At 64.0% G+C, this 25,642-nt stretch carries 21 protein-coding genes and 2 pseudogenes; 13 read left to right on the top strand and 10 right to left on the bottom strand.

Annotated elements, in window-relative coordinates; translation table 11 throughout:
- Positions 1 to 100: 100 nt before the first annotated feature.
- The 3 genes from DIE22_RS39390 to DIE22_RS32915 all read right to left on the bottom strand — a co-directional run bounded on the left by DIE22_RS39390 (position 101) and on the right by DIE22_RS32915 (position 2,003).
- On the bottom strand, positions 101 to 619 hold the full coding sequence (locus tag DIE22_RS39390; RefSeq protein WP_221623912.1) for a DUF6471 domain-containing protein: 519 nt from the start codon (positions 617 to 619) through the stop codon (positions 101 to 103).
- A 168-nt stretch (positions 620 to 787) separates the two neighbouring features.
- Positions 788 to 1,285 carry a hypothetical protein gene (locus DIE22_RS32910; RefSeq protein ID WP_124607019.1) on the bottom strand — a complete coding sequence of 166 codons (498 nt, stop codon included), beginning with the start codon at positions 1,283 to 1,285 and terminating at the stop codon, positions 788 to 790.
- Positions 1,286 to 1,430: 145 nt separating this feature from the next.
- Positions 1,431 to 2,003, bottom strand: a complete 573-nt coding sequence (locus DIE22_RS32915) for a hypothetical protein (RefSeq protein WP_185640745.1) — start codon at positions 2,001 to 2,003, stop codon at positions 1,431 to 1,433.
- A gap of 314 nt (positions 2,004 to 2,317) precedes the next feature.
- Here DIE22_RS32915 and DIE22_RS32920 point away from each other — a divergent pair.
- A pseudogene (locus DIE22_RS32920) lies at positions 2,318 to 3,766 on the top strand (dihydroxyacetone kinase family protein); the annotation flags it as partial.
- A gap of 75 nt (positions 3,767 to 3,841) precedes the next feature.
- On the opposite strand, the gene DIE22_RS32925 reads toward DIE22_RS32920, so the two are convergent.
- Positions 3,842 to 4,129, bottom strand: coding sequence for a DUF1330 domain-containing protein (locus tag DIE22_RS32925; protein ID WP_124607020.1), 288 nt, complete (start codon positions 4,127 to 4,129; stop codon positions 3,842 to 3,844).
- 714 nt (positions 4,130 to 4,843) lie between these two features.
- Between DIE22_RS32925 and DIE22_RS32930 the strand changes: the two genes are divergently transcribed.
- From DIE22_RS32930 to DIE22_RS32965, 8 genes are all read left to right on the top strand, one after another.
- Complete coding sequence (locus tag DIE22_RS32930; RefSeq protein ID WP_124497099.1) at positions 4,844 to 5,323, top strand: MarR family winged helix-turn-helix transcriptional regulator; 480 nt, start codon at positions 4,844 to 4,846, stop codon at positions 5,321 to 5,323.
- Entirely contained in the window at positions 5,320 to 7,470 is a 2,151-nt protein-coding gene (locus DIE22_RS32935) for an FUSC family protein (RefSeq protein WP_124607021.1), read from the top strand. The genes DIE22_RS32930 and DIE22_RS32935 overlap by 4 nt, the downstream gene beginning before the upstream one ends.
- Positions 7,471 to 7,504: 34 nt before the next feature.
- Positions 7,505 to 7,717, top strand: a complete 213-nt coding sequence (locus tag DIE22_RS32940) for a DUF1656 domain-containing protein (protein ID WP_006755496.1) — start codon at positions 7,505 to 7,507, stop codon at positions 7,715 to 7,717.
- Positions 7,718 to 7,719: 2 nt separating this feature from the next.
- Positions 7,720 to 8,709, top strand: a complete 990-nt coding sequence (locus tag DIE22_RS32945) for an HlyD family secretion protein (RefSeq protein WP_124607022.1) — start codon at positions 7,720 to 7,722, stop codon at positions 8,707 to 8,709.
- A complete protein-coding gene (locus DIE22_RS32950) occupies positions 8,706 to 10,193 on the top strand; it encodes an efflux transporter outer membrane subunit (protein ID WP_124607023.1) in 1,488 nt (495 codons plus the stop codon). The genes DIE22_RS32945 and DIE22_RS32950 overlap by 4 nt, the downstream gene beginning before the upstream one ends.
- A 181-nt stretch (positions 10,194 to 10,374) precedes the next feature.
- Positions 10,375 to 10,800, top strand: coding sequence for a molybdopterin-binding protein (locus tag DIE22_RS32955; protein ID WP_124497103.1), 426 nt, complete (start codon positions 10,375 to 10,377; stop codon positions 10,798 to 10,800).
- Positions 10,801 to 10,893: 93 nt separating this feature from the next.
- A complete protein-coding gene (locus DIE22_RS32960; RefSeq protein ID WP_124607024.1) occupies positions 10,894 to 11,484 on the top strand; it encodes a nitrogen fixation protein NifQ in 591 nt (196 codons plus the stop codon).
- Positions 11,485 to 11,602: 118 nt separating this feature from the next.
- Positions 11,603 to 11,968: a bleomycin resistance protein gene (locus tag DIE22_RS32965; protein WP_124607025.1), complete on the top strand. Its 366-nt coding sequence runs from the start codon at positions 11,603 to 11,605 to the stop codon at positions 11,966 to 11,968.
- Between the two features lie 127 nt (positions 11,969 to 12,095).
- Here DIE22_RS32965 and DIE22_RS32970 read toward each other — a convergent pair whose 3' ends face one another.
- Positions 12,096 to 13,157, bottom strand: coding sequence for a DMT family transporter (locus DIE22_RS32970; protein ID WP_124497106.1), 1,062 nt, complete (start codon positions 13,155 to 13,157; stop codon positions 12,096 to 12,098).
- 607 nt (positions 13,158 to 13,764) lie between these two features.
- A complete protein-coding gene (locus DIE22_RS32975) occupies positions 13,765 to 14,442 on the bottom strand; it encodes a ProQ/FinO family protein (RefSeq protein ID WP_124607038.1) in 678 nt (225 codons plus the stop codon).
- 690 nt (positions 14,443 to 15,132) lie between these two features.
- On the opposite strand from DIE22_RS32975, the pseudogene DIE22_RS39260 reads away from it, so the two are divergent.
- Positions 15,133 to 15,680, top strand: a pseudogene (locus DIE22_RS39260) (DUF2889 domain-containing protein); the annotation flags it as partial.
- A 184-nt stretch (positions 15,681 to 15,864) separates the two neighbouring features.
- Here DIE22_RS39260 and DIE22_RS32985 read toward each other — a convergent pair.
- Together DIE22_RS32985 and DIE22_RS32990 are read right to left on the bottom strand one after the other, a co-directional pair.
- A complete protein-coding gene (locus tag DIE22_RS32985; protein WP_124497108.1) occupies positions 15,865 to 16,356 on the bottom strand; it encodes a flavodoxin family protein in 492 nt (163 codons plus the stop codon).
- 193 nt (positions 16,357 to 16,549) lie between these two features.
- Positions 16,550 to 17,203: a TetR/AcrR family transcriptional regulator gene (locus DIE22_RS32990; protein ID WP_124607026.1), complete on the bottom strand. Its 654-nt coding sequence runs from the start codon at positions 17,201 to 17,203 to the stop codon at positions 16,550 to 16,552.
- Between the two features lie 83 nt (positions 17,204 to 17,286).
- Here DIE22_RS32990 and DIE22_RS32995 point away from each other — a divergent pair, with 83 nt between their 5' ends.
- Positions 17,287 to 18,411, top strand: coding sequence for an MBL fold metallo-hydrolase (locus tag DIE22_RS32995; RefSeq protein WP_124607027.1), 1,125 nt, complete (start codon positions 17,287 to 17,289; stop codon positions 18,409 to 18,411).
- Positions 18,412 to 19,718: 1,307 nt separating this feature from the next.
- Here DIE22_RS32995 and DIE22_RS38400 read toward each other — a convergent pair.
- A complete protein-coding gene (locus DIE22_RS38400) occupies positions 19,719 to 19,859 on the bottom strand; it encodes a hypothetical protein (RefSeq protein ID WP_185640746.1) in 141 nt (46 codons plus the stop codon).
- A gap of 476 nt (positions 19,860 to 20,335) precedes the next feature.
- Here DIE22_RS38400 and DIE22_RS33005 point away from each other — a divergent pair, with 476 nt between their 5' ends.
- Together DIE22_RS33005 and DIE22_RS33010 are read left to right on the top strand one after the other, a co-directional pair.
- Entirely contained in the window at positions 20,336 to 21,031 is a 696-nt protein-coding gene (locus DIE22_RS33005) for a ParA family protein (protein WP_124497112.1), read from the top strand.
- Positions 21,024 to 22,055 (top strand): ParB/RepB/Spo0J family partition protein, encoded by a 1,032-nt coding sequence (locus tag DIE22_RS33010; RefSeq protein WP_124497113.1) that lies wholly within the window; start codon positions 21,024 to 21,026, stop codon positions 22,053 to 22,055. Before DIE22_RS33005 ends, DIE22_RS33010 begins: the two co-directional genes overlap by 8 nt.
- 90 nt (positions 22,056 to 22,145) lie before the next feature.
- On the opposite strand, the gene DIE22_RS33015 is transcribed toward DIE22_RS33010, so the two are convergent.
- Positions 22,146 to 23,462 carry a replication initiation protein gene (locus tag DIE22_RS33015; RefSeq protein WP_124497114.1) on the bottom strand — a complete coding sequence of 439 codons (1,317 nt, stop codon included), beginning with the start codon at positions 23,460 to 23,462 and terminating at the stop codon, positions 22,146 to 22,148.
- Positions 23,463 to 25,642: the final 2,180 nt, after the last annotated feature.

The raw sequence follows: 25,642 nt of genomic DNA on the forward strand, positions 1-25,642 counted from the left end.
TCGAAGAATCAAATTGCCGGCAATTCGAAACCGTTACCAATATACGGTTTCATTTTAGCCATTGGTCCGCGATTGGCAAGGCAACTTCGGCGCGGAGCAACTACCCTGTTGTAGGGTGGATACCCTGCATCGCTGCCGATACGAGCGTACGAGAATCAACATACGTGTCCACGCTTTGGCTTCTGAGAACGGCCATACATTGAAGAAAGAACGTCAACGAGAAGTCTCCGGCGGAGAGATGCGATAGCATCGTCTTTGCCGTAGTACTCACCCCTACAACTGCGAGACGGTGTAGCAATTCGTCTGGCGTAACCCACGGCTGCTGCGCAAGCTCGATCGCTAGAATTGCCTGTGCACGAGTCTCCCAGGTACCTTCCGACGCAAATGCATCCATCCACAAGGTGGGCGGGTGCGCACCCGTTACGTGAATGATCTGAAGGAGCAAAGTGAACTTGACAGAGCCACGCGCGACACGCGCGATAAGCGGGCGCTCCACCTCGTCAACTCCCGCCTCCGCCAAGGCATCGATCAACCGGGCATAACTACATCCTTCGCGCGCCATCGCGACATGTATCACGCGGGAAGACAGGCTCGCCCAAGGCGCCTCCGCTGCACTCACAAATATATCCCTTGTGTTCTAGCCGATTCCGGTTAAATTAGAACGTAACAACGTCTCGATCCTAACTTGACCGAGAAGGTATATCTAGAGCAGCGTAGCAAATCCGCGGCTGTAGCGACAACCCTCATAGACGGTTCCTTATCAAGCTCCTGGCGTCCAGGGACTCGTTCAGCAGCACCGGAATTCCACAGCTCCGTCGGTCGCGGCGTACTCGAACATAGACCGCATAAGAGCATAGTGTTCGTAGAAGGCATCGTCCTTGATAGACCGTGCACGCCCGTCCCAAGTATCGAAGTCGGCAACAAGCTTCGCTGAAGCGATTGCCCCGATAGTCCCGGTATGTCGTCCGTAGAGAATCAGTTCACGAAATGGGCCCGGCCCATTTGCGTCAGGATTCTGCCAGTGGTAGCCGACCAAGCGTGCTAGGTCATTGAGCCAGTCCCAATACTCACGCCGGTTGTCGCTGACTCTGAACCACTGTTCCGCCTCGAACTCGTAGCTGGCCCCAATCTCCAATCCCTCTGCATTCTGAGGACAATCCGGATTGCCGGCCACGACTACAATGTCCTCCGAGCACGTGCCCTCGAGCGATGCGTCTGTATTATGAGGAGCAGCTTCTACAGCCAGTTTCTTCAGCCCCTTCCAAGCTACAAAATAGACTCCCATACAACTCCGTAAGTGTAGGTACCAAGCCTGTTGCTTGGCTAAGCGCGCCCGGTGATCCGACGCACCTTTGATCTGCCGAGTACTTGCGTCCGGTTCAGTCGATGCTTCACAGGCTGACCATGCACTGCTACCTCGAAAGTGAGTTTTATTTAGCTAGCAACGTGCGGTATGTCGACACGGTCGAGCGTTCTTCGCTTGTCTGTGCAAGGACATGCGCGGCAGCGGCCGCGCATGTCAGAATATTCTCATCGTGCACCGTTGCTTCCCGCTGCGGGGCTGCACGGTAAATCTCGTCTCTCAGCGTTCTGTCGTGGAAGCAAACTTCGAGGAATTTCGCCCCCCAACCGTCAGCATTGGCGACTTTCAACCCGATTGGCAGTCTTTCGTATTTTCGCCACATGTCGATAGCTGCCCAAAGCTCCGGGTCAGTCATCTCTGCAACCCAGTAAAACTGAGTACCTTCAAGCTGAAGTCGCATCGTCATCAGCACTCGGTCAGAGAGCTGTATATGCCCAAGTCCAAAATTGAAATTTTCGACACTACTCGGGATGCAACGCGCTTCATAAGCCTTCAGCGGGAAGGTCAAGAAGGGCATGTCTTCGGGCAGACCACGAGCCATCGCTGGACGATTACCAAACGACCGAAGCTCTTCAAGTCGACCGATTGCTACCTGGACTTTGTTGCTGTTAACGACAGTGTATGCGTTGCGTTTTTGCATCATATTCCCCATGAAATAGAACTTGACTCACTACTCTCAAGAAAACCTTGCCTTCGCTTTTCACAGCTTCGTATAACGAAATATCCGATAATTGACCAATCATCCCTACATAGTGGTATAGCGCCAAATCACCGCATGACGAGTGGTTGATGCTCACGACCCGCAGCGAACACGTCTCGAGATCCACGAGCAAGAATCTTGAAAGCTTCCGGTCCGTAAATGGTGCTGCGTCGCACCATGTTTTATCCCGTTACCGCAAACTTTGTTGCACTCGAACGGCGGTTCTTACGTTCCGCAGACTTTGTTGTACGCCCATACTCGCCGCGATCCGCGCGAGCGCCGGCCCGAACGGTGCGCTGCTCGTCGTGAAGAACTACACCGGCGACCGCCTCAACTTCGGGCTGGCCGCCGAACTCGCGCGCGCCGAGGGCATTCCGGTCGAGACGGTGATCGTCGCCGACGACGTGTCGCTGCGCGGCCGCGTCGAGCGCGGGCAGCGGCGCGGGATCGCGGGCACCGTGCTGATCCACAAGCTGGCCGGCGCGGCCGCCGCACGCGGGCTGCCGCTTGCCCGCGTCGCGGGCATCGCGCGCGATGCGGCGGCCGAGCTCGGCACGATGGGCGTCGCGCTCGACGGCTGCACGATCCCCGGCGCCGACAAGTCCGGGTTCAGCCTCGCCGATCACGAGATCGAGCTCGGCCTCGGCATCCACGGCGAGAAAGGTGTCGAACGCACCGCGCCAATGCCGGCCGACGCGCTCGTCGAGACGCTGCTGTCGAGCATCGTCGCCGACCTCGTGCTCGATCGCGGCGAACGCGTCGCGCTGTTCGTCAACGGTCTCGGCGCGACGCCGGACATGGAGCTCGCGATCGTGCTGCGCGCCGCTTACGACAACCTGAGCCGGCGCGGCATCATCGTCGCGCGCGCCTGGGCCGGCACGTTCCTGTCCGCGCTGAACATGCCCGGCTGCTCGATCTCGCTGCTGCGGCTGAACGACGAACGCACCGCCCTGCTCGACGCGCCGGCGCAGGCGCGCGCATGGCCCGGCGGCGGTGCGGTCAACACGCAGATTCGCGTGGCCGCGGCAGCCGCGCACAATGAGCCGCTGCCGCCGCTCGACGCGGCCGGCCGCGCGTGGGCCGCGCGGCTGCAGCCAGCACTGCAGGCGGTCGCGCAAGCGTTGATCGACAACGAAGCGACACTGACGGAGCTCGACACGGCCGCCGGCGACGGCGATCTCGGCGCGAGCATGCACCGCGCCGCGCAGGCGATCCTCGCGTTGCCGCAAGCCGCATACGGCACGCCGGCCGGTACGCTCGCGGCGCTGGGCGCCGCGCTGCGCCGCGCGATCGCGGGCAGCTCGGGACCGTTTTATGCGACCGCGCTGCTGCGCGCGTCGCGACGCCTCGGCGAGGCTGCCGATATCGCCGAGCCGTCGGCGCGCGACTGGGCCGCGGCTTTCCGCAGCGCGGTGGACGCGATCGGCGAACTGGGCGGCGCACGCGCCGGCGACCGGACGATGCTCGACGCACTGGTGCCGGCCGCCGATGCGTTCGACCACGCGCTCGATCATGAGCGCGACCCTGCAGGCGCATGGGCGGCCGCCGCGGAAGCCGCGGAACACGGCGCGCGGCAAACGGCCGGCATGACGCCGCGCGCGGGACGGGCGAGCTATCTCGGCGAACGCGCGATCGGCACGCCGGACGGCGGCGCGGTGGCGGTCGCGTACTGGCTGCGTGCGTTGCTGCCGCACGTGCGGTAAACGCAAGCCCGGACGATCACGGACGGCCGGGCCTGACGTCGCATCGCGCCAATGCCGGCGTCGGACGCGTTGCGCTCAGACGCCCTCGACCAGCACCGCGCGATAGCGCGCGCCCTTGAACCGGTGCTGGACGACCGCCTGGTACTCGGGGCCGTGATACCACGCATGCGCGGCTTCCTTCGACGGAAACTCGACGATCACGACGCCTTCCGGACCTTCGCCTTCCAGCGTTTCCTGCGGCCCGTACGCGGCGAGCACCTTCACCGGATGACCGGCGAGCGTCGCGCCGACCTTGCTCTGGTAGAGGTCGAGTTCGTGCGGGTCCTGCGTGCTTTCCCGCGTGAAAATCATATAGGTTGCCAAGATGCATGCTCCCGGTGATTGCATGAAGGAAGTGGACGCACGCGGTGCCGTCGGCATCGTGCGTGTCCTCGTGGAACGCGTGAAAAGGTTCGACTGCCGTACGCGCTCCGGTCGAATCGGTCAGCCGGTCACATGATAGCCAGCGCCCTGTCCGTTGCACTCGAATACAGGGGGTGCGGCGTCGCGTGACAATCCATTTCGGCACGATGCGCGCGCATGCGCGACAGGAACCGGGGGAGCGAACGCCGCCCTGCCGCGACGGCCGATGCGACACGGGAAAACCCCGATCGCCACATCGTCCCATGACATCCGGCATCGCTAATTGGCGGGGCTAAACACCTGGTGCAATCGCGTGCGAACCCAGTACAGTGCGGAACGCATGACGCGCTACATTCATTCGGCGTGGCCGGTACGCAGCCGTCCGGAACCGGAGTCGTGTCGTGCCTGCAGCGCCCCGACACCCCGGGCACGGATCGTGCCGACCGCCAACGGCGATCGCGATCGCCCGGGTCGACCGGTATGGTCTGATCCGATCCGCCGGATCGCCTGCGATGCCTCACGACCCGCCGCGCGCTTTCGAGCTTACAGCGTGACCGGCCCCGGCCCGCAGCCAGAATCGCTCGTTGCAGGTTGGCGCGGCGGCGAGCCGCATGACACCCGGGTGACAAAAACGATAGTTTGCTATCGAATGTTTTTGCCCCTATCATCCCGCCCATGACCAATCTGCACGACCTTCGCCTCGCCGTCAGCAGCCTGCTGGTGCTCACCGCGCGCAAGTGGCGCCGCACGAGCGACACCGTGCTGACCGCGTACAACGTGTCCGAAGCCTGCGCGACGCCGCTGCTGATCGCCGGCCGCCTCGGCGAAGGCGTGCGCCAGGGCACGCTCGCCGAACACGTCGGCATCGAGGGGCCGTCGCTCGTGCGACTGCTCGACCAGCTGTGCGCGGCCGGCCTCGCACGCCGCGACGAGGATCCGCACGACCGCCGCGCGAAAACGATTTCGCTGACGTCGGCCGGCCGCGCGGTCACCGCGAAGATGGAAGAAGACCTGCGCGTCCTGCGCGCCCAGGTGCTCAAGGGCGTCACGCGCGCCGATCTCGAAGCGACGCTGCGCGTCCTGAACGCATTCAACGCGGCCGATGCGCGTCATCCGGCGTCGCGTCCGTCCCACCCCGCCGATTCCGCGTCATGACCTATCCGAGCCTTCGCGACTGGCTGTTCTCGGGCAAGACGTTCGCCGCGTCGATGCTGGCGCTGTACCTCGGCCTGTATTTCCAGCTGCCGCGCCCTTACTGGGCGATGGCGAGCGTCTACATCGTGTCGAACCCGTTCGTCGGCGCGACGCGCTCGAAGGCGCTGTATCGCGCGCTCGGCACCGCGCTCGGCGCGGCCGCCGCGATCCTGTTCGTGCCGCCGTTCGTCGAGACGCCGCTCCTGTTCAGCCTCATCGTCGCGACGTGGTGCGGCACGCTGCTGTACCTCGCGATCTCCGACCGCACCGCGCGCAGCTATGTGTTCATGCTCGCCGGCTACACGATGCCGCTGGTCGCGCTGCCGACCGTCACCGATCCGTCGACGATCTTCGACGTCGCGATCGCACGGACCGAGGAAATCGTGCTCGGCATCGTGTGCGCGAGCGTGGTCGGCAGCGCCGTGTTCCCGAACCGGCTCGCGCCGACGCTGATCGAGCGCACCGACGCATGGTTCAAGGACGCCGCGTTCTACGGCCGCGAGACGCTGTCCGGGCACCTCGCCGGCAAGGCGCTGTCCGCGTGCCGGCAGCGCCTCGCCGCGACCATCACCGGCCTCGAGTTCCTGCTGAGCCAGCTGAGCTACGACCACGCGCACCCGCGCGTGCTCGCCCGCGCGCAGGCGCTCGCAGGCCGGATGCAGCTGTTCCTGCCGTTGATGTCGTCGCTCGCCGATCCGCTGATCGCACTGATGCGCGATCTGCACGTGCGCCCTCCCGCGCTCGACGCGCTGCTCGCCGACGCCGCGAAGTGGTTCGACGCGCCGCTGCCGGCCGTGAAGGCCGGCAGCGACGGCGAGATGGCCGACGACCCGGTCGCCGACCACCTGCGCGAGCGCATCGCGTCGCTGCAGCCGCCCGACAGCGCGCTGACGAGCTGGGACGGCGCGCTGCTGTCGAACGCACTGTGGCGGCTGCACCAGGTCATCGACATCTGGCAGGATTGCCGCTCGCTGCGCGCGCTGATCGCGAACGAATCTGGCGTCTGGCAGCCGCGTTACCGGCACTGGCGGCTCGGCGGCACCGAGCGCTTCTTCGATCGCGGGATGATGCTGTTCTCGACGCTGACCGTGGCCGGCGCGATCGTGTTCGCGTGCTGGCTGTGGATCCAGTCCGGCTGGCACGACGGCGCCGGCGCCGTCACGCTCGTCGCCGTCGCGTGCAGCTTCTTCGCGGCGCTCGACGAGCCGGCGCCGCTGGTGTTCAAGTTTTTCCTGGCCACCACCGCGAGCGTCGTGTTCGCGGGCCTGTACCTGTTCGTCGTGCTGCCGCACGTGCACGACTTCGCGATGCTCGTGCTGATGTTCGCGGGGCCGTTCATCCTGATCGGCACGCTGCTGCCGCGCCCGCAGTTCAACATGGTGACGATGCTCGTCGCGGTGAACACCGCAACCTTCGTCAGCATCCAGAGCGCGTACGAGGCCGACTTCTTCGTGTTCCTGAACAGCAACCTCGCGGGCGTCGCCGGGCTGCTGTTCGCGTACGTGTGGACGCGCGCGACGCGGCCGTTCGGCGCGGAACTCGCGGTGCGGCGCCTGCTGCGCTCGGGCTGGGAGGACGTCGCGCGCTCCGCGTCGACCCAGCCGCTCGACGACCAGCGCAACCATGCATCGCGCATGCTCGATCGCGTCACGCAGCTGCTGCCGCGCCTCGGTGCGTCCGACGACCACCGCCATCCGTCGATCGAGAGCTTCCGCGACCTGCGCATCGCACTGAACGCACTCGACCTGCGCCGCTCGCGCCGCAAGCTGTCGGGCGACGTGCCCGACGCGATCGACCGCGTGCTGGCCGGCGTCACCGATCACTACACGCGCTGCGCGGCCGCGAACGTGCGCCAGCCCGCGCCGCCGGCGCTGCTCGCGTCGATCGACGATGCGCTGCAGCGCGTGGCGGGCCGCAACCTGCCGGGCGCTTCGGCCACACCGGCGGACGACGGCACGACGCCCGCCGCCCCCGCGGCGCCGGCCACGCCCGCGACGCGCCGCCGGCTGCGCGACACGCTGCACGCGCTCGTCGGCCTGCGGCTGTCGCTGTACCCGGCCGCGTCCGCGCAGCCGCCGCACGCCGCACCGGACGGAGCACGCGCATGATCCCGCTTTCCAACCTGTCTTTCCGACCGCGACCATGATCGGCGAAATCGACATCTTCGGCGTATTCGTGCCGGCTCCGCTCGTGCTGATGCTGATCGCCTACCTGATCAACATCGTCGTGCGCGCCCTGCTCGAGCGTGTCGGCTTTTACCGCCTCGTCTGGCACCGTTCGATCTTCGACCTCGGCATCTACGTGTTCGTGTTTGCCGCGGTCGTCATCGTGTCCCACCATCTCGTGGCTAGCTAACCGTGAAAAAAACCTGGCTCTCGGCAGGGCAGATCCTGCTCACCCTGATCGTCGTCGTCGTGGCCGCCCTCGTGCTGTGGCGGATCATCAACTACTACATGTTCTCGCCGTGGACACGCGACGGGCACGTGCGCGCCGACGTGATCCAGGTCGCGCCCGACGTGTCGGGGCTCATCACCGCGGTGCAGGTCGCCGACAACCAGGAGGTCAAGCGCGGCCAGGTGCTGTTCGTGATCGACCAGGCCCGCTACACGCTCGCGGAACGGCTGGCCGAGGCGACGCTCGCGCAGCGCCGCGCGACGCTCGCTCAGGCGAAGCGCGAGTATGCGCGGAACCTGCAGCTCGGCAACCTGGTCGCCAGCGAACAGGTCGAGGAAAGCCGCACGCGCGTCGAGCAGGGCGAAGCTGCCGTCGCCGATGCGCAGGTGTCGCTCGACACCGCGAAGCTGAACCTGCAGCGCACGACGATCACGAGCCCCGTCGACGGCTACCTGAACGACCGCGCGCCGCGCGTCGGCGAGTATGTGCCGGCCGGCCGCGCGGTGCTGTCGGTCGTCGACCGCAATTCGTTCCGCGTCGACGGCTACTTCGAGGAAACCAAGCTGCGCGGCATCCATATCGGCCAGCCGGTCGACATCGCCGTGATGGGTGAGCCGCATCCGCTGCGCGGCCACGTGCAGAGCATCGTCGCCGCGATCGAGGATCGCGACCGCACGCAGGGCGCGAACCTGCTGCCGAACGTGAACCCGGCGTTCAGCTGGGTGCGGCTCGCGCAGCGCGTGCCGGTGCGCGTCGTGCTCGACGAGGTGCCCGACGACTTCCGCATGATCGCCGGCCGCACCGCGACCGTCGCAATGCGCTCGCCCGATGCGCGCCGTGACGACAGGGCGAAGCCGGCTGCCGGCGCGTCGACGGCAGCCGCGGCATCGGCGGCGGCATCGTCGGCGGCATCCGTGCCCGCGGCCGTCGGCGCGACGGGAGCCTCCCAATGAAGCGCCGCAGCCTGCGCCTCGCGGCGGCACTCGCGCCGCTCGCGCTCGCCCTCGGCGCGTGCAAGTCCGTCGGCCCCGACTACACGCTGCCGCAGCAGGCGTACGTGAACGCGCCGCTCGCGAACCACGCGCTCGACGACGCGAACGGTATGCTCGTGTCGCGCGACGCGGTGCCGGGCAACTGGTGGCAGCTGTACGACGATCCCGTGCTCGACGAGCTCGTGCGCAGCGCGCTGAAATCGAACACCGACCTGCGCGTCGCCGCCGCCAACCTCGCGCGTTCGCGCGCGGCGCTGGAAGTCGCGAACGAACAGGGCGGCTTCTCCGGCAGCGCGGAAGCGGCCGTGCAGCGCGCGCAGGAATCGGCCGAGCAGTATCTGCTCGAAAACAAGCTGCCGGTCGTGAACGAAGGCGCGGTCGGCATCAGCGTGTCGTACGAACTCGATCTGTTCGGCAAGCTGCGGCGCGGCGTCGAGGCTGCGCGCGCGGACAGCGAGGCCGTGCAGGCAGCCGCCGACCTCGCGCGCATCACCGTCGTCGCGGACGTCGTGCGTGCCTTCGTCGATTCGTGCTCCGCCGGCGACGAGCTCGCGATCGCGAAGCAGTCGCTCGCGCTGCAGCAGCAGCGCGTGAAGCTGTCGCAGCGGCTGCGCGACGCGGGGCGCGGCAACCAGACCGATGTGACGCGAGGCGTCACGCAGGTGCGCACGCTGTCCGCCGACATCCCGCGCTTCCAGGGCCGCCGCAAGATCGCGCAATACCAGCTCGCCGCGCTGCTCGCGCGCTCGCCGGCCGACCTGCCGAAGGCGGTCGCCGAGTGCGAGCGGCTGCCGAAGCTGCGCCAGCCGATTCCGATCGGCGACGGCGCCGCGCTGCTGCGCCGCCGCCCCGACGTTCGCGAAGCCGAGCGTCAGCTCGCCGCCGCGACCGCGCGGATCGGCGTCGCGACCGCCGCGCTGTATCCGTCGGTCAGCATCGGCGCGTCGGCCGGTTCGGTCGGTGTCGCCGCCGACCTGTTCTCGTCCACCACGAATCGCTGGTCGTTCGGACCACTGATCAGCTGGTCGTTCCCGGTCAACGGCCAGCGCGCGCGCGTGCGCGAAGCCGAAGCCGCGACCGGCGGCGCACTCGCGCACTTCGACGGCGTCGTGCTGAACGCGCTGCGCGAAACGCAATCGAGCCTCGCGACCTATGCGGCCGACGTGCAGCGCACCGATGCGCTGCGCACGGCCTACGAATCGGCGCGCAATTCCGCCGACGAAACGCACCGGCTCTATGTGGCCGGCCGCGAGTCGTTCATCTCCGATCTCGACGCGACGCGCACGCTGACGAGCGTGCGCGCGCAGGTCGCCGCGGCCGAAGGGCAGGTCGCCGCCGACCAGGTGAAGCTGTTCCTCACGCTCGGCGGCGGATGGGAAGGCGATGCGGCGCCCGCTGCATCGCGGCAGACGTCGACGGCAGGTGCGCCGGCCGCTTCAAAATAGGCGCACGCAGGACGGCACCGCGTGCATGACACGCCTGCCGTCCTGCATCATCGTGCGCGGCTTCACATGTCCGGTATGTCGATGCCGACGTCCCGCGTCACCGGCATTGCCGGTAAACTCGTCCGCAGTTTCCGTCATTCGCTCGCCGCCCATCGGGCGGCTCATTTCCCGGAGAGTCATCATGCGAACCAGCGCCCGTAATCAATTCGCCGGCCAGATCAGCGCCGTCAAGCCCGGTGCCGTCAACGACGAAATCACGCTGCGTACCCAGGACGGCCTCGACATCGTCGCCGTGATCACGCATGGCAGCGTCGCGTCGCTGGGCCTCGCGGCCGGCACGAAGGCGTTCGCGCTCGTCAAGGCATCGTCGGTGATCGTGATGGTCGACGTCGACAGCAGCAAGGTGTCGGCCCGCAACTGCGTCGCGGGCACCGTGTCGTCGATCGCGAAGGGCGCGGTCAATTCGGAAGTCGTGATCAAGGCGGCGGGTGGCGCGGAAATCGTCGCGATCGTCACCAACGACAGTGTCGATCGCCTCGGTCTCGCGAGCGGCAAGGCCGCGTCCGCGATCTTCAAGGCGTCGAGCGTGATCGTCGGGGTCGAGTGATCGCCTGACCGTCTGATCGATTGCAATGACGCCCCGTCGTTCGCCGCGCCCGCAAGCGGCGCGCAACGCTCGACCGGCGTGCAGGCGCGCACGATGACGTCCGCGCTCGAGCACGCGCATCAACGCGCATTGCAAGCGCTGCTGTCCGGCGCGGCCGACGCCGCTTCCCCGGATGCCCATCTGTTCGGCGCACTCGTTGCGGCACGCGCATGCCGCAACGAACTCGCGCTGCTCGGCCTGTCTGCCGTCCGGTTGAGCGGCCTGCTTGCCCGCCAGTTTCCGCACCTGCGGTCCACCGATGCCGCCGCACTCGTGTCGACCGTCGCCATCGCGCCGCTGCCGGCCGCGCACGCGCAATTCGTCGCGACGCTGCACGCGCTGCTGATGCGGGATGCGCATCCCGCCGTCGCGCGCGACGATGCCGACTGCGTCGCGGCAATCATCGCGCATGCGTGCCTGCGCCCCGATCACCTGTGGCGCGATCTCGGCCTCGACGGACGCGACGCGGTGACCGCGATGCTCGATCGCTATTTCCCCGCACTCGCCGCGCGCAACGCCGCGCAGTTGCGCTGGAAGAAATTTCTCGCACGGGAAGCGGCCGCATCGCTCGGCCTGCCGCACGGCCCCGCGCCCGGATGTGCGGGCTGCGAGGATTTCGGATTCTGCTTTCCCCGGGAACGATAGTCGCGAAGGCAGCCCGCGTGGCTTGCCGGTACGCATCGTTTGACCGATCATGCGCGACATCTGTCCGCGCGCGGTCCGCGCCTTCGTTCGATTGCGAACGCTCACCGGAGAAACCACCGTGACCGACCTGGCGAGTCCCAATCTGCCGTCGCGCGATTTCGAAGCCACGTCGCGGTTCTACGCGACGCTCGGCTTCGTCGAAACCTGGCGCGACGACGGCTGGATGATCCTGAGACGCGGCGACCTGCTGCTGGAATTCTTTCCGCATCCCGGCCTCGACCCGGCCACGAGCTGGTTCAGCTGCTGCTTCCGGCTCGCCGACGTCGGCGCATTTTTCGACGAGGTGCTCGCGGCCGGCATTCCGGAGCAGACGACCGGCTGGCCACGCGCGCATCGGCCGAAACGCGAGGCATGGGGCGGTACCGTCGGCGCGCTGATCGACCCGGACGGATCGTTGATTCGGCTGATTCAGACGAACGACTGAGTCGTTACCGGTCGACTGAATCGATCGGTGTCGAAGAAGCGCGGCGGGCAGGAACCGACGCCCCATAAATGGTTACCTTGCGACGGACATTGCGCGCGCCGCGCGTCGTTCTCCTTGCGCCGCGCGGTCAGTGTCGATGGCGGTGGTGAATGTCCGGGAAATGCGCATGGCTGTGCGTGATCGGCAGGTGCACGTGCGGATGCGCGTGCGGTTCGTCGCTGTCGTACGGAAAGTCGTGCGTGTGCTGATGATGTTCGTCATGCCGATGCCGGTGCGTATGCTCGAGCCGCTCATGCGCATGTTCGTGTTCGTGCCGTTCGCGCACATGCAGCCAGATGCCGAGCGCCATCAGCGCGGCCGCGATCCAGAACGTGACCGACGGCAGCGCCGGCCAGATCAGCAGCGACAGCACGACGCCGAACAGCGGCGCCACGGAAAAATACGCGCCCGTGCGCGCACTGCCGAGATGACGCAGCGCGACGACGAACAACACGAGACTGATCCCGTAGCCGCCGAGGCCGGTCAGCATCGCGGCAGCCGCAACCGGAACGGCGGGCAGCGCCGCGCCGGCCGCGAGCGCGATGCCGATATTCACGGGCCCGGCGACCAGGCCTTTCACGCACGCGATGACCATCGCATCGTTCGCGGCGACCTTGCGGGTCAGGTTGTTGTCGATCGCCCAGCACAGGCATGCGCCGGCGATCAGCAGCGCACCGACCGGCACGCCCGCCTGCCCCGGCACCCACGACAGCAGCGTGCCGCCGGCGACGATCGCGACCATGCCGAGAAACACCTGGAGATCCACGTTCTCGCGAAACACGACCCACGCGATGACCGCCGTCAGCACGCCTTCGAGATTGAGCAGCAGCGCACTCGTCGCGGCCGGCGTGCTCGACAGCCCGAGCATCAGCAGCGCCGGGCCCGCGACGCCGCCAGCCGCGATCGCGCCGGCGAGCCACGGCAGGTCCGCGCGTTGCAGCGGCGCGGCATCCTCGGCTGGCGCGCGGCGATTGCGCAGCCCGCGCAGCAGGATCCCGAGCGCGAGGCCGATCCCGCTGCCGAGATAGAACAGGCCCGCGACCATGAACGGCGACATCGCGCCGATCATGGCCTTGGCGAGCGGCGTCGCGGCGCCGAACAGCGCGGCGGCAGTGAGCGCGACGAGAATCGCGGAGTGTCTCGGGTTCATGGTGCGGTCTTGGCGTAGGGCGTTGGGCGTATGGAGTCGGCGGGTTTCGTGTGATGCCGTGGCGCGTACTGTTTGCCGGTGTCGTTCAATGTCGGGAAATGCAGTGCGAGTCGCACCGGCTTTCAGGTACCTGTCGCGTCATGCATTGTCGGCAATGTGTGTCGGCCCGGCGATCCCGGCTGGGGAGATTATCGCGTTTGTGTCGCGAGTCGCCAACCGGCGCGACTATGGCGGCACTTCGCGCCTGACAACCGCTCTCGCGAGACATGGAGGCGTGTGTGCGAATCCGACGCTTCATCCGCGACCCGATTACATTAGGAACACGAATTATTGTAGTGGGACGTGAGTGGCTTCGTGTTGCATACCGCCGCTGGTCGACATCCGGTCGCCAGGCCCGCCCGATACGCGCGATGCATTGCGCGAGCCGCGTCCGCCAACGCGCTTTCATCGCAGGTTCGATGCTGATTCGATGACTGACTGGTGGTGTCGCCGGCTGAGGCAGTCCCGACCTGCCCCGAGCGGGGACAGGTCGGTCTGTCGCATGATGCGCTGCACGCGCGGTGCAGGCAGCCCGTCACCGCGCGTTCGCGCGGCGACGTATCGCGTGTTACTCGCTCGCGGCCGTTTGCTGCTCGGCCTGCGGTGCCGCGTCGGCCGGCGCTTCCGCGGTCGCCGGCTGCGGCGCGGCGGCGTCGGCCTGCGCTTCCGCCTTCGGCTGCTGCGGTGCGCCCTTTGCCGCTTGCGCGCCGCCCTTGTTGCCCGGACGGCGCGACTTCAGCCGGCGCGCACGCGCTGCGTCGTCGTGCGTCACGCGCCCGGCTTCGTTACCTTGCAGATCGACCCGCACCGCGTCTTCGACGAGACACGACCAGTAACGATTGCCGCGGCACCACGTGGACATCGCCTCGCGCAGCTCGGCTTCGCTCAGGCCGACGGCCTGCGCCTCGCGGGCGAGATCGTCCCAGATACCGACCTTCAGCGGCACCTTCGGGGCCGGATTCTTCGGGAACGCGCGCGGGAACCGGCGCTGCAGTTTGCCGATCGCGACGATGACCGGATCGACCGGCTTTGACGGCGTCGACGGCTTCGACTGCTTCGCCGCAGCGGGCTTGGCACCGGACGGCGCTTTGGCCCCGGCACCCGATTTGGCCCCGCGAGCGGGCCGGTCGCCGGACTTCGGCTTCGCGCCGGCGTCCGGTTGCGCGGCCGGTCGCTTCGCGTGGCGCTCCTGCTTGGCCTTGGCTGCGAGCTGCGCCCGCAATTCGGCAAGTTGTTCAAAACCCATAAATTCAATCCACCAGGAATATAAGGTGTGGTGCGTGCAGCCATTCCGCACATCGGCGTTTCGCCGCATCGCCTGCGGCTTGTCTGCCACCGATGCGGAACATTGCGGGGCCGCATCGCCACAACCACTGTTTCAGGCACCCGGCCACGATGCCGGACAAAGGCAGGAGTGGAAGTATACCGGTACGCGCGGCAGTCGGTGGACTCACCGGTTCGCATTTGACGGATCCGGGGGGCAGGCAATGCATCCGCGCGGTCCAGTTGCGCATTATGGCGGCGTTTCCAACAGGTATCGACACACGCGTTACGTAGTGCCGCTTTCGGCACTTTCGGTTTTGGTGCGCGGGTCACGCTTCGCGTCGGTTATTCCACAGTGCGGAATGGCGAGCGATGGTATGGACAGCGACGACGCCGACGCCTGCGGACTCGCCCTGTCCGACAGACCGGGCCTTCGCGTACGATTGGCGTGGCGTGGCGTGGCAGCGTGCGCGTCGACCGCTATTGGTATTCAATTAGTTGCGTCCGCATCGATCGTCGATCATACGGCTGCACCGGAAAATGCGTAGCATGGCCGGATCGACATCGTCGGCAACCCGCCGCGCCCGGTTTCACGATGCGCTGATCACCCGGCGACGTCGCTGTCGAATGCAAAGAGACCCCGGTTGTACGACACGGCCCGCCGTACGATGGCATTGCGCGCGAAGCGATTCACCATCGGCAGATCGACAAACGCGGCTATCGGCGCAGCGACGGCCGGTTCGAAAGTCACGGCCTGTCTCGCGGACCGCAAGACGAGCGATTCACACCAACTGACGTCGAACGCACGGTCGCGGCGCGGGTCCCGATTCACGACCTCGGCGTGACGCTGGTCTTCGATGCCGACATGATCGTGCGCCGGTATCCACGTTCATCAGGTCGCATCCTTATGCACAGTGTCCGGGCGGCGTCGACACGCAGCAGGCGCTTGTCGGACTACGCATCGGTGCCGGCTGGAACAGCGAGGTCCGCAAGCGCCTGCCGTCGTGCGACGCGTGCGCCCATCTGAAGGAAATTCTCGGTCCGGTCGCAACCGCGGCCTGTCGGACGATGGTCGGCGTGCGTCCGCCATCGCTGAATGACCGCGACGGCGACGGAAAGCCGCTCAAGATCGACAGCTGCCATGCGTATCGCGCTTCGCGTGATCTCGTGAAGAGCCGGTGGCGCGAATACCATCAGCCGACGGTGTCCGCCAAGGGTAACCAGTTCGTTGATACCCGATCGGTGCCGCTGCCGCGCACGGCGATGCGGGCTCGCGGGCGGTGCAGCTCAAGCCGTGCGCATCGCGCGAGTTCGCTGCAATCGGGTGCCTGCACGGCAAGCGTCACGGTCCGGTTCTTGCGTGCGGCTGTGGTACCGCCTCGACCGGGTGGACCCGCAGTAGTCATCAGAACACGCCGAGCGCGAGCCCCGCAGCAAGACCCGCGCCGATCTCCGCGCAGCGCGCGAGATCCTCGCTGCCGATCGTCTTCGGCGCAAGGATTCGCTCCGGTGTCTGCGCATGGGTACAGACGATCAGGCCGGGCGCCACATTCCTGAGTCGCCATCCGGTCGCGATCCGGTCGATCTGGCGCAGCGCATTCTGTCCGTCGCTGCCCGCGCAGATCATCGCCGCATATGGGCGGCCGTTCACGCGATCGAGCGCCGCGTAGTAGCAGCGATCGAAGAAATCCTTCATCAGCCCGGACATCGCGGCGAGATTTTCCGGCGTCGCGAACAGGTAGGCGTCGGCGGCGAGCACGTCGTCCGCGCTCGTCGCATCCGCACGCTGCAACCTGACGTCGACGCCGGGTTGCTCGCGCGCGGCACCCGCGGCCGCTTCGGCCATCTGCTGCGTGCCTCCGGTCATCGTGTGATAGACGATCAGTAGCGTCTTCATCGGTGTTCGCTCACGTTCGGTTTCATATACGCCCGCCGCACGCGTCGGTACGGCTCAAACGGACTCTGTCGACGTGTGTGCCGGGCCCTGCGCTCGCCAAAGGTCGCATGGCGCTTGCTTCCGGATGGCGAATGCAGCGCGCATCGAGCAAATCGACGCCCCCGTTCGCGTTCGCGCTTCGCACGACATGCGGTCAGTCCTGCCCGGCACCTGACGCGCCGGCGTGGTCCGGACGCGCGTAGTACGCAAGAAACATGTCGGCAGCCGTTTCCGCGACCTTCTGCTGTTCCTGCGCACCCAGCGGCGGCTGGCCCATCGTCACCTGCGGCCAGAACGCGAACGCTTTCACGATCCCATGCAGTTGATGCGCGACGAATACGGGATCGGTCGCAGACAGCCGGCCAGCCGCCGCGGCCGCGCGAATCCAGACCGTCACGTCTTCTTCGCGCTCGCCCATGCGTTCGACCATGTCGCGCGCGCGTTCCGGCGAGTGGATGGCTGCGCCGATCGCGACGCGTGCGAGCGCGAGAAACGCTTCGTCGTTCAGCAGCCGCAATTTGCGGCCCAGCAGCGCGAGCAGTTGATCGCGCAGCGGCACATCGGCACGGTAGGCCGGCGCACCGGCGGTCAGCGTCGCGTCCCACAGCTGATGCAGGATCGCTGCGAACAATGCCTCCTTGCCGGGAAAGTGGTTGTAGACGGTGCGCTTCGACACGTCCGCGCGTGCGGCGATGCGATCCATGCTGGTCGCGTCGTAACCGGCCGCGCGAAATTCCTCGATCGCGGCGGCGAGAATCGCCGCGCGCTTTCGATCGGTCAGGCGCTGAGGAGAAGAACTCGTATCCATGGAAAAATTTTACACCGCTGAGTTTACTTTTCCCAGGGATAAACTACACTGTTTAGTGTACTTTCATTTCCGGACGAATCGACATGGCTTCGCCTCTCGTTTTTCTTCATCGCGTACTGGGTTTCGCCGCCGCCAGGCGTGGCCGCACACTGTCCGGCGAGTCGCCGCAGCACAACGGCGAACGTTTCAGCAACGTCGCGCCGCGACCGGTCGATGGCTTCGGCAAGATGCTCGGCATTGCATGGAACATGCTGGTCAACAAGCCGCGCAATACGGTTCCGACAAGCGCACTGCCGATCGATTCGCTGACCCGTGAGCAACTCGACGCGGCCCCTGACCGCAGTTTGTATCGGCTCGGGCATTCGACGCTGCTGTTGAAACTGCGCGGTGAGTTCTGGATGACCGATCCGGTATTTGCCGAACGTGCCTCGCCATTTCGACGCATTGGCCCCAAGCGCTTCCATGCGCCGCCGATTGCGCTCGAGAATCTCCCGCCGTTGCGCGGCGTGATCCTGTCGCACGATCACTACGATCACCTCGACCGCGACACGGTGATCGCGCTTGCAGCCACGACCGGCGTGTTCGTTACGACGCTGGGCGTCGGCGACCGTCTGATCGAGTGGGGTATCGACGCGAAGAAGGTGCGCCAGCTCGACTGGTGGCAAAGCATCGACGTCGACGGCCTGACGCTGACCGCGACACCGGCGCAGCACTTCTCCGGGCGCAGCCTGTTTGACGGCAACAGCACGCTGTGGGCGTCATGGGTCATCGTCGACGACGCGTTTCGCGTGTTCTTCAGCGGCGACACTGGTTACTTCGACGGTTTCCGGACAATCGGCGAGCGTCTTGGCCCCTTCGACGTAACACTGATCGAGACCGGGGCATACGACCCGCAATGGCCCTACGTGCACATGCAGCCGGAAGAAACCGTGCAGGCGCACATCGACCTGCGCGGTCGCACGCTGATACCGATTCACAACGGCACGTTCGATCTCGCGATGCATCGTTGGCAGGAGCCGTTCGAGCGCGTCACTGCGTTGGCAATGGTGCGGGGCGTCGAGTTGTCGACGCCCAGGATGGGCGAGCGGCTCGATCTGAATGAGCCGCATCGCGGTGAGCGATGGTGGCGAACCGTCGATGACGCGAAAAAGGTTCCCGTCGCGAAGACGCGCCGGTGGCAAGTGTGCGCATCGCAGACAACGAAGTAGGTTTGCTGGCCGCCGCGTTTCTGGCCGAAAGCGTTGCGGCGGTTCAGCAGCGGTTTTTCGTCGAGACGCGAAATTGAGCGGCGGACTCTTCAATTGATGGTCCGTGACGACGATCGGCCGGCCAGCCGGAAAGCAGTCGTTCGGCATCGGCCGGGGTGCACGTGGTCGTGTCCGACAATGGCGACGCGCTTCATCTCCTCGACGCAGGTTTCGCAGATTCCCGATTCGTCCGAGCCTCAATAGACACTGACCGAACACCTCGGCGACGATCATCTCAGGCTGTCTGGAGAATCACGTTTCGCTCCACGCCATCTTGGGGCGTACTGTGGATTCAATATGGCCGGGGCCACGTCGATTTCCCCCGACATCCGTCAGTTCGCAATCCGGCACGCGTTGTCACGTGACAACTGGCGATGATGAGTGGCGCTAAATCTACTGAACTCCCCATGCGACCTGTTCGTCGCGATGTCTCAGGTCACCGGCGGGTCGATCGAGCTACACGCGTTGCCGCGCCAATGACGTATCTATTATTACAAAACACGTATTGCTCGATACGATTTTGCATCGTGCCTCGTTGTCTTGATGCAATCTCCCCGCGAGATCCATGCGCCCCCATTTCACTTGCCGATCACGCTCATTTTGCGTGAAACAACATGAAGAAAGTGGCGCAACCCATTGCCTGGCAATGGTTTACGAAGACACCCCATTTTTCGGAAATGTTTCACGAGCCTGCAGATTCACGTCGCCTCGCATCGCAAAACACATGAATTCACCTCCAATAGAGGGATCGTGTGGCGAGGCTGCGTGCGTGACACGATGCCAATGCTCGCATCCAGCAGATCACTCGCTGACACAACCAACTCGGAATATCTGCTCCCTCCCCTCCCCATCGTTGCTGCAACGGTGTGCCTGGATCCGTCTGATTTATTGGGGTCACATCAATTACCCGAGAATCCCGACCGGTTGCCGTGCCGAGATTAAAAGCTCGCGTCGTTCAAGAATGCCCTCAGACGGCGCCGGCCGACGCGCGCAGTTGAACGGAGTTCAATTCACGCACCCATCCCGGCTCGAATAGCGAGTCATCTTGAATCATTCTGAGTATGTCCGCAGCAATCACGCTGGTCATTCCGGCATGAAGCCACAGCGTTTGTCACGTGACAAACGCTCAACCTACAGGCGCGCATATCGGCGACCAAGGTCAACCGACTAACTTCCGCCACTTCGTATGCCCCGAAGATTCCTTCACGTTAGCGATCTCTATAGTGGCCGCGCTGCGGCGGACGATTTTCGTCCCAGGGATGAGGTTGTCACGTAACAACCCACAGCAGTCGCAGTCGCAGTCGCAGTCGCAGTCGCAGTCGCAGTCGCAGTCGCACGAGCACGAGCACGAGCACGAGCACGAGCACGAGCACGAGCACGAGCACGAGCACGAGCACGAGCACGAGCACGAGCAGTCATATGCGAGTTCAGACTACGGCAATGAGAAATGAGGATTTGCCGGGATCACGACGACACTTCGAATCCGCATGCTCCCGGCGATGCAGATTTGTGGTCCCTGGTCAGCCGTGTCGACTTGTCACGTGACAACTGCGGATTTCGATGCCGTTCAGGCTCGCAAGTCGTTAGCAAAACAGCACCAGCCCTTCCAGAACAAGAACGCAACGTGCTCCGAATCACTATTGCGATTTTTAGTCGTCCACGGCGCTAAAGTCTTCAGCACTCTATTAGCATCTTCCATCTCGAATGAAATTGTCATCATTTTCTATTTTTCATTCGATTTCAAACCACAAATAACTTGCTGGCCACTTGGCCGGCTTGTCACGTAACAACTACATCAATCAGCAAATTCATCTTGCCATCTAATACTTTCTGGACTTTTCATCAATAAGTGCATATATTACGCAAAACTCCTTGGAGGAATTTAATGGCTTTCAAGATCGCCGTCAGCAATCAAAAAGGTGGTACTGGAAAGACGACCATCTCCGTCAATATCGCGGCGGCCTTCGAGGCCGGCGGCAACAAGGTCGCCTTGATCGATGCCGACCCTCAAGGCACATCGGTCAGATGGGTGACGAGCGGAGAAAATACGCTCCCGATGACGGTGCTGTCGTTGGCCCCCGCCGGTCGCGGTATCGGCGGTGAGATCAAGAAGCAGGACGCGAATTTCGATGTGATCGTTGTCGATTGCCCAGGCAACCTCGAAGATCCGCGCATCGCGTCCGTGCTCGAAGTCGCCGATTTCTGCCTCGTGCCGCTGTCCCCGTCGCCGGCCGACCTGTACAGCACCGTCGCGATGATTCGCATGATCGAGTCGATGCGTGCCGTTCGTAACCCGACTTTGTCTTCCGCGCTGATGCTGAATAGCGTCAATGGAAAAACTAAAATGCGTGAAGAAATTTTAAAAATTCTAAGGGCTGAAGAAATAGGGGAGCATCTGCTGGACAGCCAGATCGCGCAGCGCGAGGTCTACCGGCAGACGTTCGCCCTCGGCACCACGATCCATCATCACAATCGATACCTGAAGGGGCTGAAGGAAGCCCGCGCGGAAATCGAGAGGCTGGTCACCGAAATGGCCCAATACATCGCGTCGACGCGCGCTACCGGAGCCGCTCATGGCTAAGGACACTTCCAAGGACAAGAAACCGACCGGCAACCTGCATCTCGCTGCCGGCCTGCTGCGCGGGCTCGCGCAGGAAAACGCGGCGCTGGAAACGCGTCTGCCCGAGCCGACGCCTGCGCCGAATCCCGCCGCCGAAGCGGCAGCCCCCGTCGCCCCGACCGCGGCCACGCCCGCAAACCCGCTCGATCTCGGCGCACCGCAGAAGGTCGCGGTCAAGGACTGCATCCCGAACCCGTTCAACCCGCGCGTCTTCTATTCGGAATCGAGCCTGCACGAGCTCGCGCTGACGCTGAAGCGGGAAGGGCAGATCGAGCCGATCAAGGTCACACGGCTTCCGGAATTTCCCGGCAAGCTCGTCGTGATCGACGGGCAACGCCGCTTGCGCGCAACGAGCATCAACGGCGACGAGACGATCACCGCAACGTTCCGCACGGACCACACGCCCGAGCAGCTCTATACGATTGCGTATCGCGCCAACCACGACCACGAACGCCAGACGATCTTCGACGATGCAGTCGCGTGGAAGCGCCTTCTCGACGAAAAAGTCTTCCCCGACCAGAACACGCTCGCGGAGAAGATCGGCAAGGACAAGGCATCGATCAGCAAGACGCTGTCGCTGAACGCACTGCCGAACACGCTGCTCGAGCGGATGGCCAGCGCGAACGAAGTGGTCGGCCTGCAGGCCGCGTACTTCCTGAAGCTGATCTTCGAGCGCCTGGGCGAACCGGCCGCCGACCGTCTGCTCACGGCGGTGATCGACCGGAAAAAGTCGGTACGCGACCTCGAGAATTTCCTGCGCGCGCAGAGCGACGGCAACAAGAAGACAGGGCGCACGCGCTACAGCGTTCGTCACGATTTCGCACTCGAATCACGCGCGATCGGTCAGCTGAAGACCTATCCGGACGGCCGCCTGGATTTGCAACTGAAAGGCGTGGATGCGTCCCACCAGGAATCGCTCGCCGACCGGCTCAAGACCGTGATCGATGCGTACGTCGCCGAACTGGCGGTCACTGCGCAAAAGTGAGTGTCCCAAGGCAAAGGCCTCGCACCTGCACGGCATCGCGCAGCCGGATGAAGTCCGGTACGCGACGCATGCCAGGCTGCGAGGCCTTGATCAGTTGGTCGCGAGGCTGCTTTTCAGCAGGAATTCCAGCAAGTCGTCCGAGGTCGGTTCGCCCCAGGTATCGAGCGCCAGCCATCGGAAGAAACTGGTTTGCGCCAGCTTGCTCGCCTTCTTCTTCGGCGACAGCGTGAGATCCTTCGAACCGGCCACCGTATCGTTGTAGCGCTCGATCAGCTTGGTCTGGTCGTCGATCTCCAGTTCACGGAAATACGCACCGGCTTCGTCGACCTTCGCGGCGAGGTATTTGTCGCGAATCTGTTCCTGCTTGCTCTGCGCGGACTCCTTCGCCGGCGCGGCCGTTTCGGTCCCCTGCCCGTCGGCCAGCGTATAACCGTGCGTCAGCGCCTTGCGGAAATACGCAGCCACGTTGTCGACCGGCGCCGCGTTCTTCTTCGTAGTCCGATTGAGCGTATAGGCGATTGCCGCCTTGATGCGCTGCACGCCGTACTGTGTGATCAACCGGCGCACTTCCGAACGCGGGATGCCGAACTTGGCGACTTCGTCGACGAGCGCTTCGTTCTTGACATCGCCTTCCTCGACCGTATCCGCGCTCTGCTTGCGCGTCACCTTGAACTGCACGGCCTCCACGCTGCGACCTGACTTGTGTTCGATCAGCTCGAGCGTGTGGTCGGAAACTTCATTCACCTCCTGAATGCACGGCACCAGGACCTTGCTCTTGAAGAGCTTGTACTCCTTGTACGACTGCGATGCCTTGTCCTGACCGAGAATGAGATCGCGGAATTTCGGCAGCGGAATCTTCGCCGTGATGCCGATCCCCTCGTAGCGCACCGTGTTCTCCCACAGGGCGAGCGAGTGCGAGCGTCGAAACTCGCGCGCGATCCGCATATCGATGAGCGCGTAGATCTCCGGATTGAGCAGCTCGCTGCGAATCTGGTCGGAGAAGCTGTACTTCAGCACCGATTGCTCGAGCTCGGCGCCGGCGAGCAGGCCCGACGCCTTCCACACCGTCGAGCGGTCCGCGGCAAGGTAGTCCCAGTTGACGACGGTACTGATCAGCGAGTTGACCGTATCCTTCACGTACTTCGTGTTGTTGCTGTTCAGCCCGCTCTCGTGCGAGAGCGCCGCGATCGAGATCGAGAAACTCGTCCGGCCGGGCTCGAACGCTTCCTGACGAAGGGCGTTCTTGATCAGCGAGCTGAACATCTTGCGCTGCTGCAGACCGATCTTTCCGGACTTCGGAGCGATATGAATGGCCTGGACCGCCTTGCGCAGCAGATCGGGAGGCTCGGGCGTCTGAAATAGCGAAACCTGCTTGTCGGAGCCTTTGATTGCGGGCTTGCGCGGCATCGTGATGTCCGGAGAAGGTGACCGTGTTGATGGCGGACTTTATACCTTTTCGCGCCACCGAGCAATGCCCCTTCCTACAGCATCACTTTCACTATCATCGCTAACATACCGTCACAAAAGGGAAATTCCATTTTTTTCTAGCTGTCAGAGGCCCCATATCCATATACCTTTTGGCCAAAATCAGCTCCCAAATCCTGCTACCTGTGTCGCCGGCAACCAGGATCCGGCACGAGACTTGCCTGATTGAAGGTACCCATTCATGGGAAACAATCGACCGGAACGGGATGGGCAAACCCGATTCGTGGTGCTCTGCAACACGATCCACGTACCCCCATAACAGGCTACCTTTAATGCTTCCCATGAAAGGGTACCTGTCGGAATCCAACGCCTTGCCGTTTTGTCTTCATACGTGCCCGGCAAGCGAAAATAACTCCCATGAATGGCTACCTTCGGATTCCCCCACAGAAGGTAACCTTTCCACCGGCCTGATCCTGTTTATGGGACCCTGCCTCCCAAGGCCCGAGCAAAACGAGATCACCCGGTCTGTGCAGGCACCCATAAACGACTACCTGAAATCCATCCCATAACCGGCAACCCCACATAAAATGCTGTGCTTGGCGCCGCCGATGGATCGACAAGAACGCACCATAAATGGCTACCAATGAATTCCCCCATAGAGGACTACCTGAAGCATTTTTGGCCGGATATCCCATAACAGGCTACGCGTGCCCCATATCCACACCCCTCATTTCCCACAACGCGGTACCCGATTCCCCAAATCCACAGACCTGAAGCCCCATACTCTTCCGCCTGTGCTCCCATAAATGGGTACCGAACACCTGTCAAACCCTTGCCAGACAAGGCTGTGAGCCGTCTAAAAGTAGTTAAAGAAGTAAACGTGGTTTACCAAAGATGTAAACACACGTGTGCCTGTGCAGAAAAACAACCCCCATAAACCGCTACCAATGCGAGCCTCCGGCGCTCGACAAGCACAGCAATCGGTGCCTTCGGCCCGTGGAACCCCGAATATTTGGCCTTACTGTGCAAGTCTCCTAAGCCTGGCAAGGCTTTCCACGGAGGTGAGTACCTACTCACAAGCACTCAAACGTAGAAACTTATGGGAGGAAATCCCCGTTTTCGGGGGAAAGGTATCCGCCTATGGGACCCAAAAATGGCCACTGCGGCCCATCTTCCATCCGGGATTACCCGCAAACGACGGTCGCGACGCGTGGCACAGGAATATCGGCGGCTTTCGTCACTGCAGTGAGAAATCGCCGGAATCCATCCGCGAGCGGATTTTTTGGCGTCTGTGCCGGGGCTTCCGTGGAGAAGTCTTCGGCTATCACGTGTCGGTCTGTCTGGCACTTTTTCAATCGCAGGCCTGTGCCCTGACGAAATTACCCGCGTTGCTCCAGTCATTCGACCTCACAGTTTTCTACCTTTCGACCGGTACCGGAATCGGTACCGTGTCTCGATCGGCGAAACGGCGATCGCGGGCGGTCAATCACGGCAATCCCTGCATTGCCCCGAACGTGAGGCGGTCGTCGCCAACAACGCTCACCCTCGTCAGATCCGCGCTCGAATCCCGAACATCCTCACCGTTGGAAGAGGTCGAGTCCTGTAAAAGCTCACCGACAAGGCGCTCCCCGGACGGGCAAACGGTCCGCTAGACGCCTCTGCGCCATATGCGCTCACCCAATTGAAAAGCTGTGACATCTGCGCGCAATGCCGGACGTGCCGGCGTTCTCGTCGCACAGGCTCAAGACTCTTTTCGACGCCGGTGCGATGACGAACCTCGCGTATTCGCACATCCAAACGATCGTGTGATGTTTGCGCGCAATCGTGAATGGATTCCGATCGATGCGTTCACCTTGTGCGCGATGACGTCTCTGCCGGCGAACGTCCTATCCCATAAGTGGTGACGAAAAGTGCCGAACAGGTAACCATGCATGCAGCGAGCGGTTACCCGATCGTTCGCGCCTCATCGTGTGGACGTGCAGGGGATCGCGCCGGACTCGACACCGAACGAATCGTGGTCGTTTATGGGATGAACTGCGATTCGCGCAGCCGCGAATCGCAACTTGGCACACAGGTCTGCGATTCCGTGGGTGATCCCGTTCATGAAGCGCTGATCACGTTGCGCGAGCGGCGGATTCCACGGGTGAAACAGCCAGCGTCAT

The sequence above is a fragment of the Burkholderia sp. Bp9142 genome (assembly GCF_003853415.1).
In the GTDB taxonomy this organism is placed as follows: Bacteria; Pseudomonadota; Gammaproteobacteria; order Burkholderiales; family Burkholderiaceae; genus Burkholderia.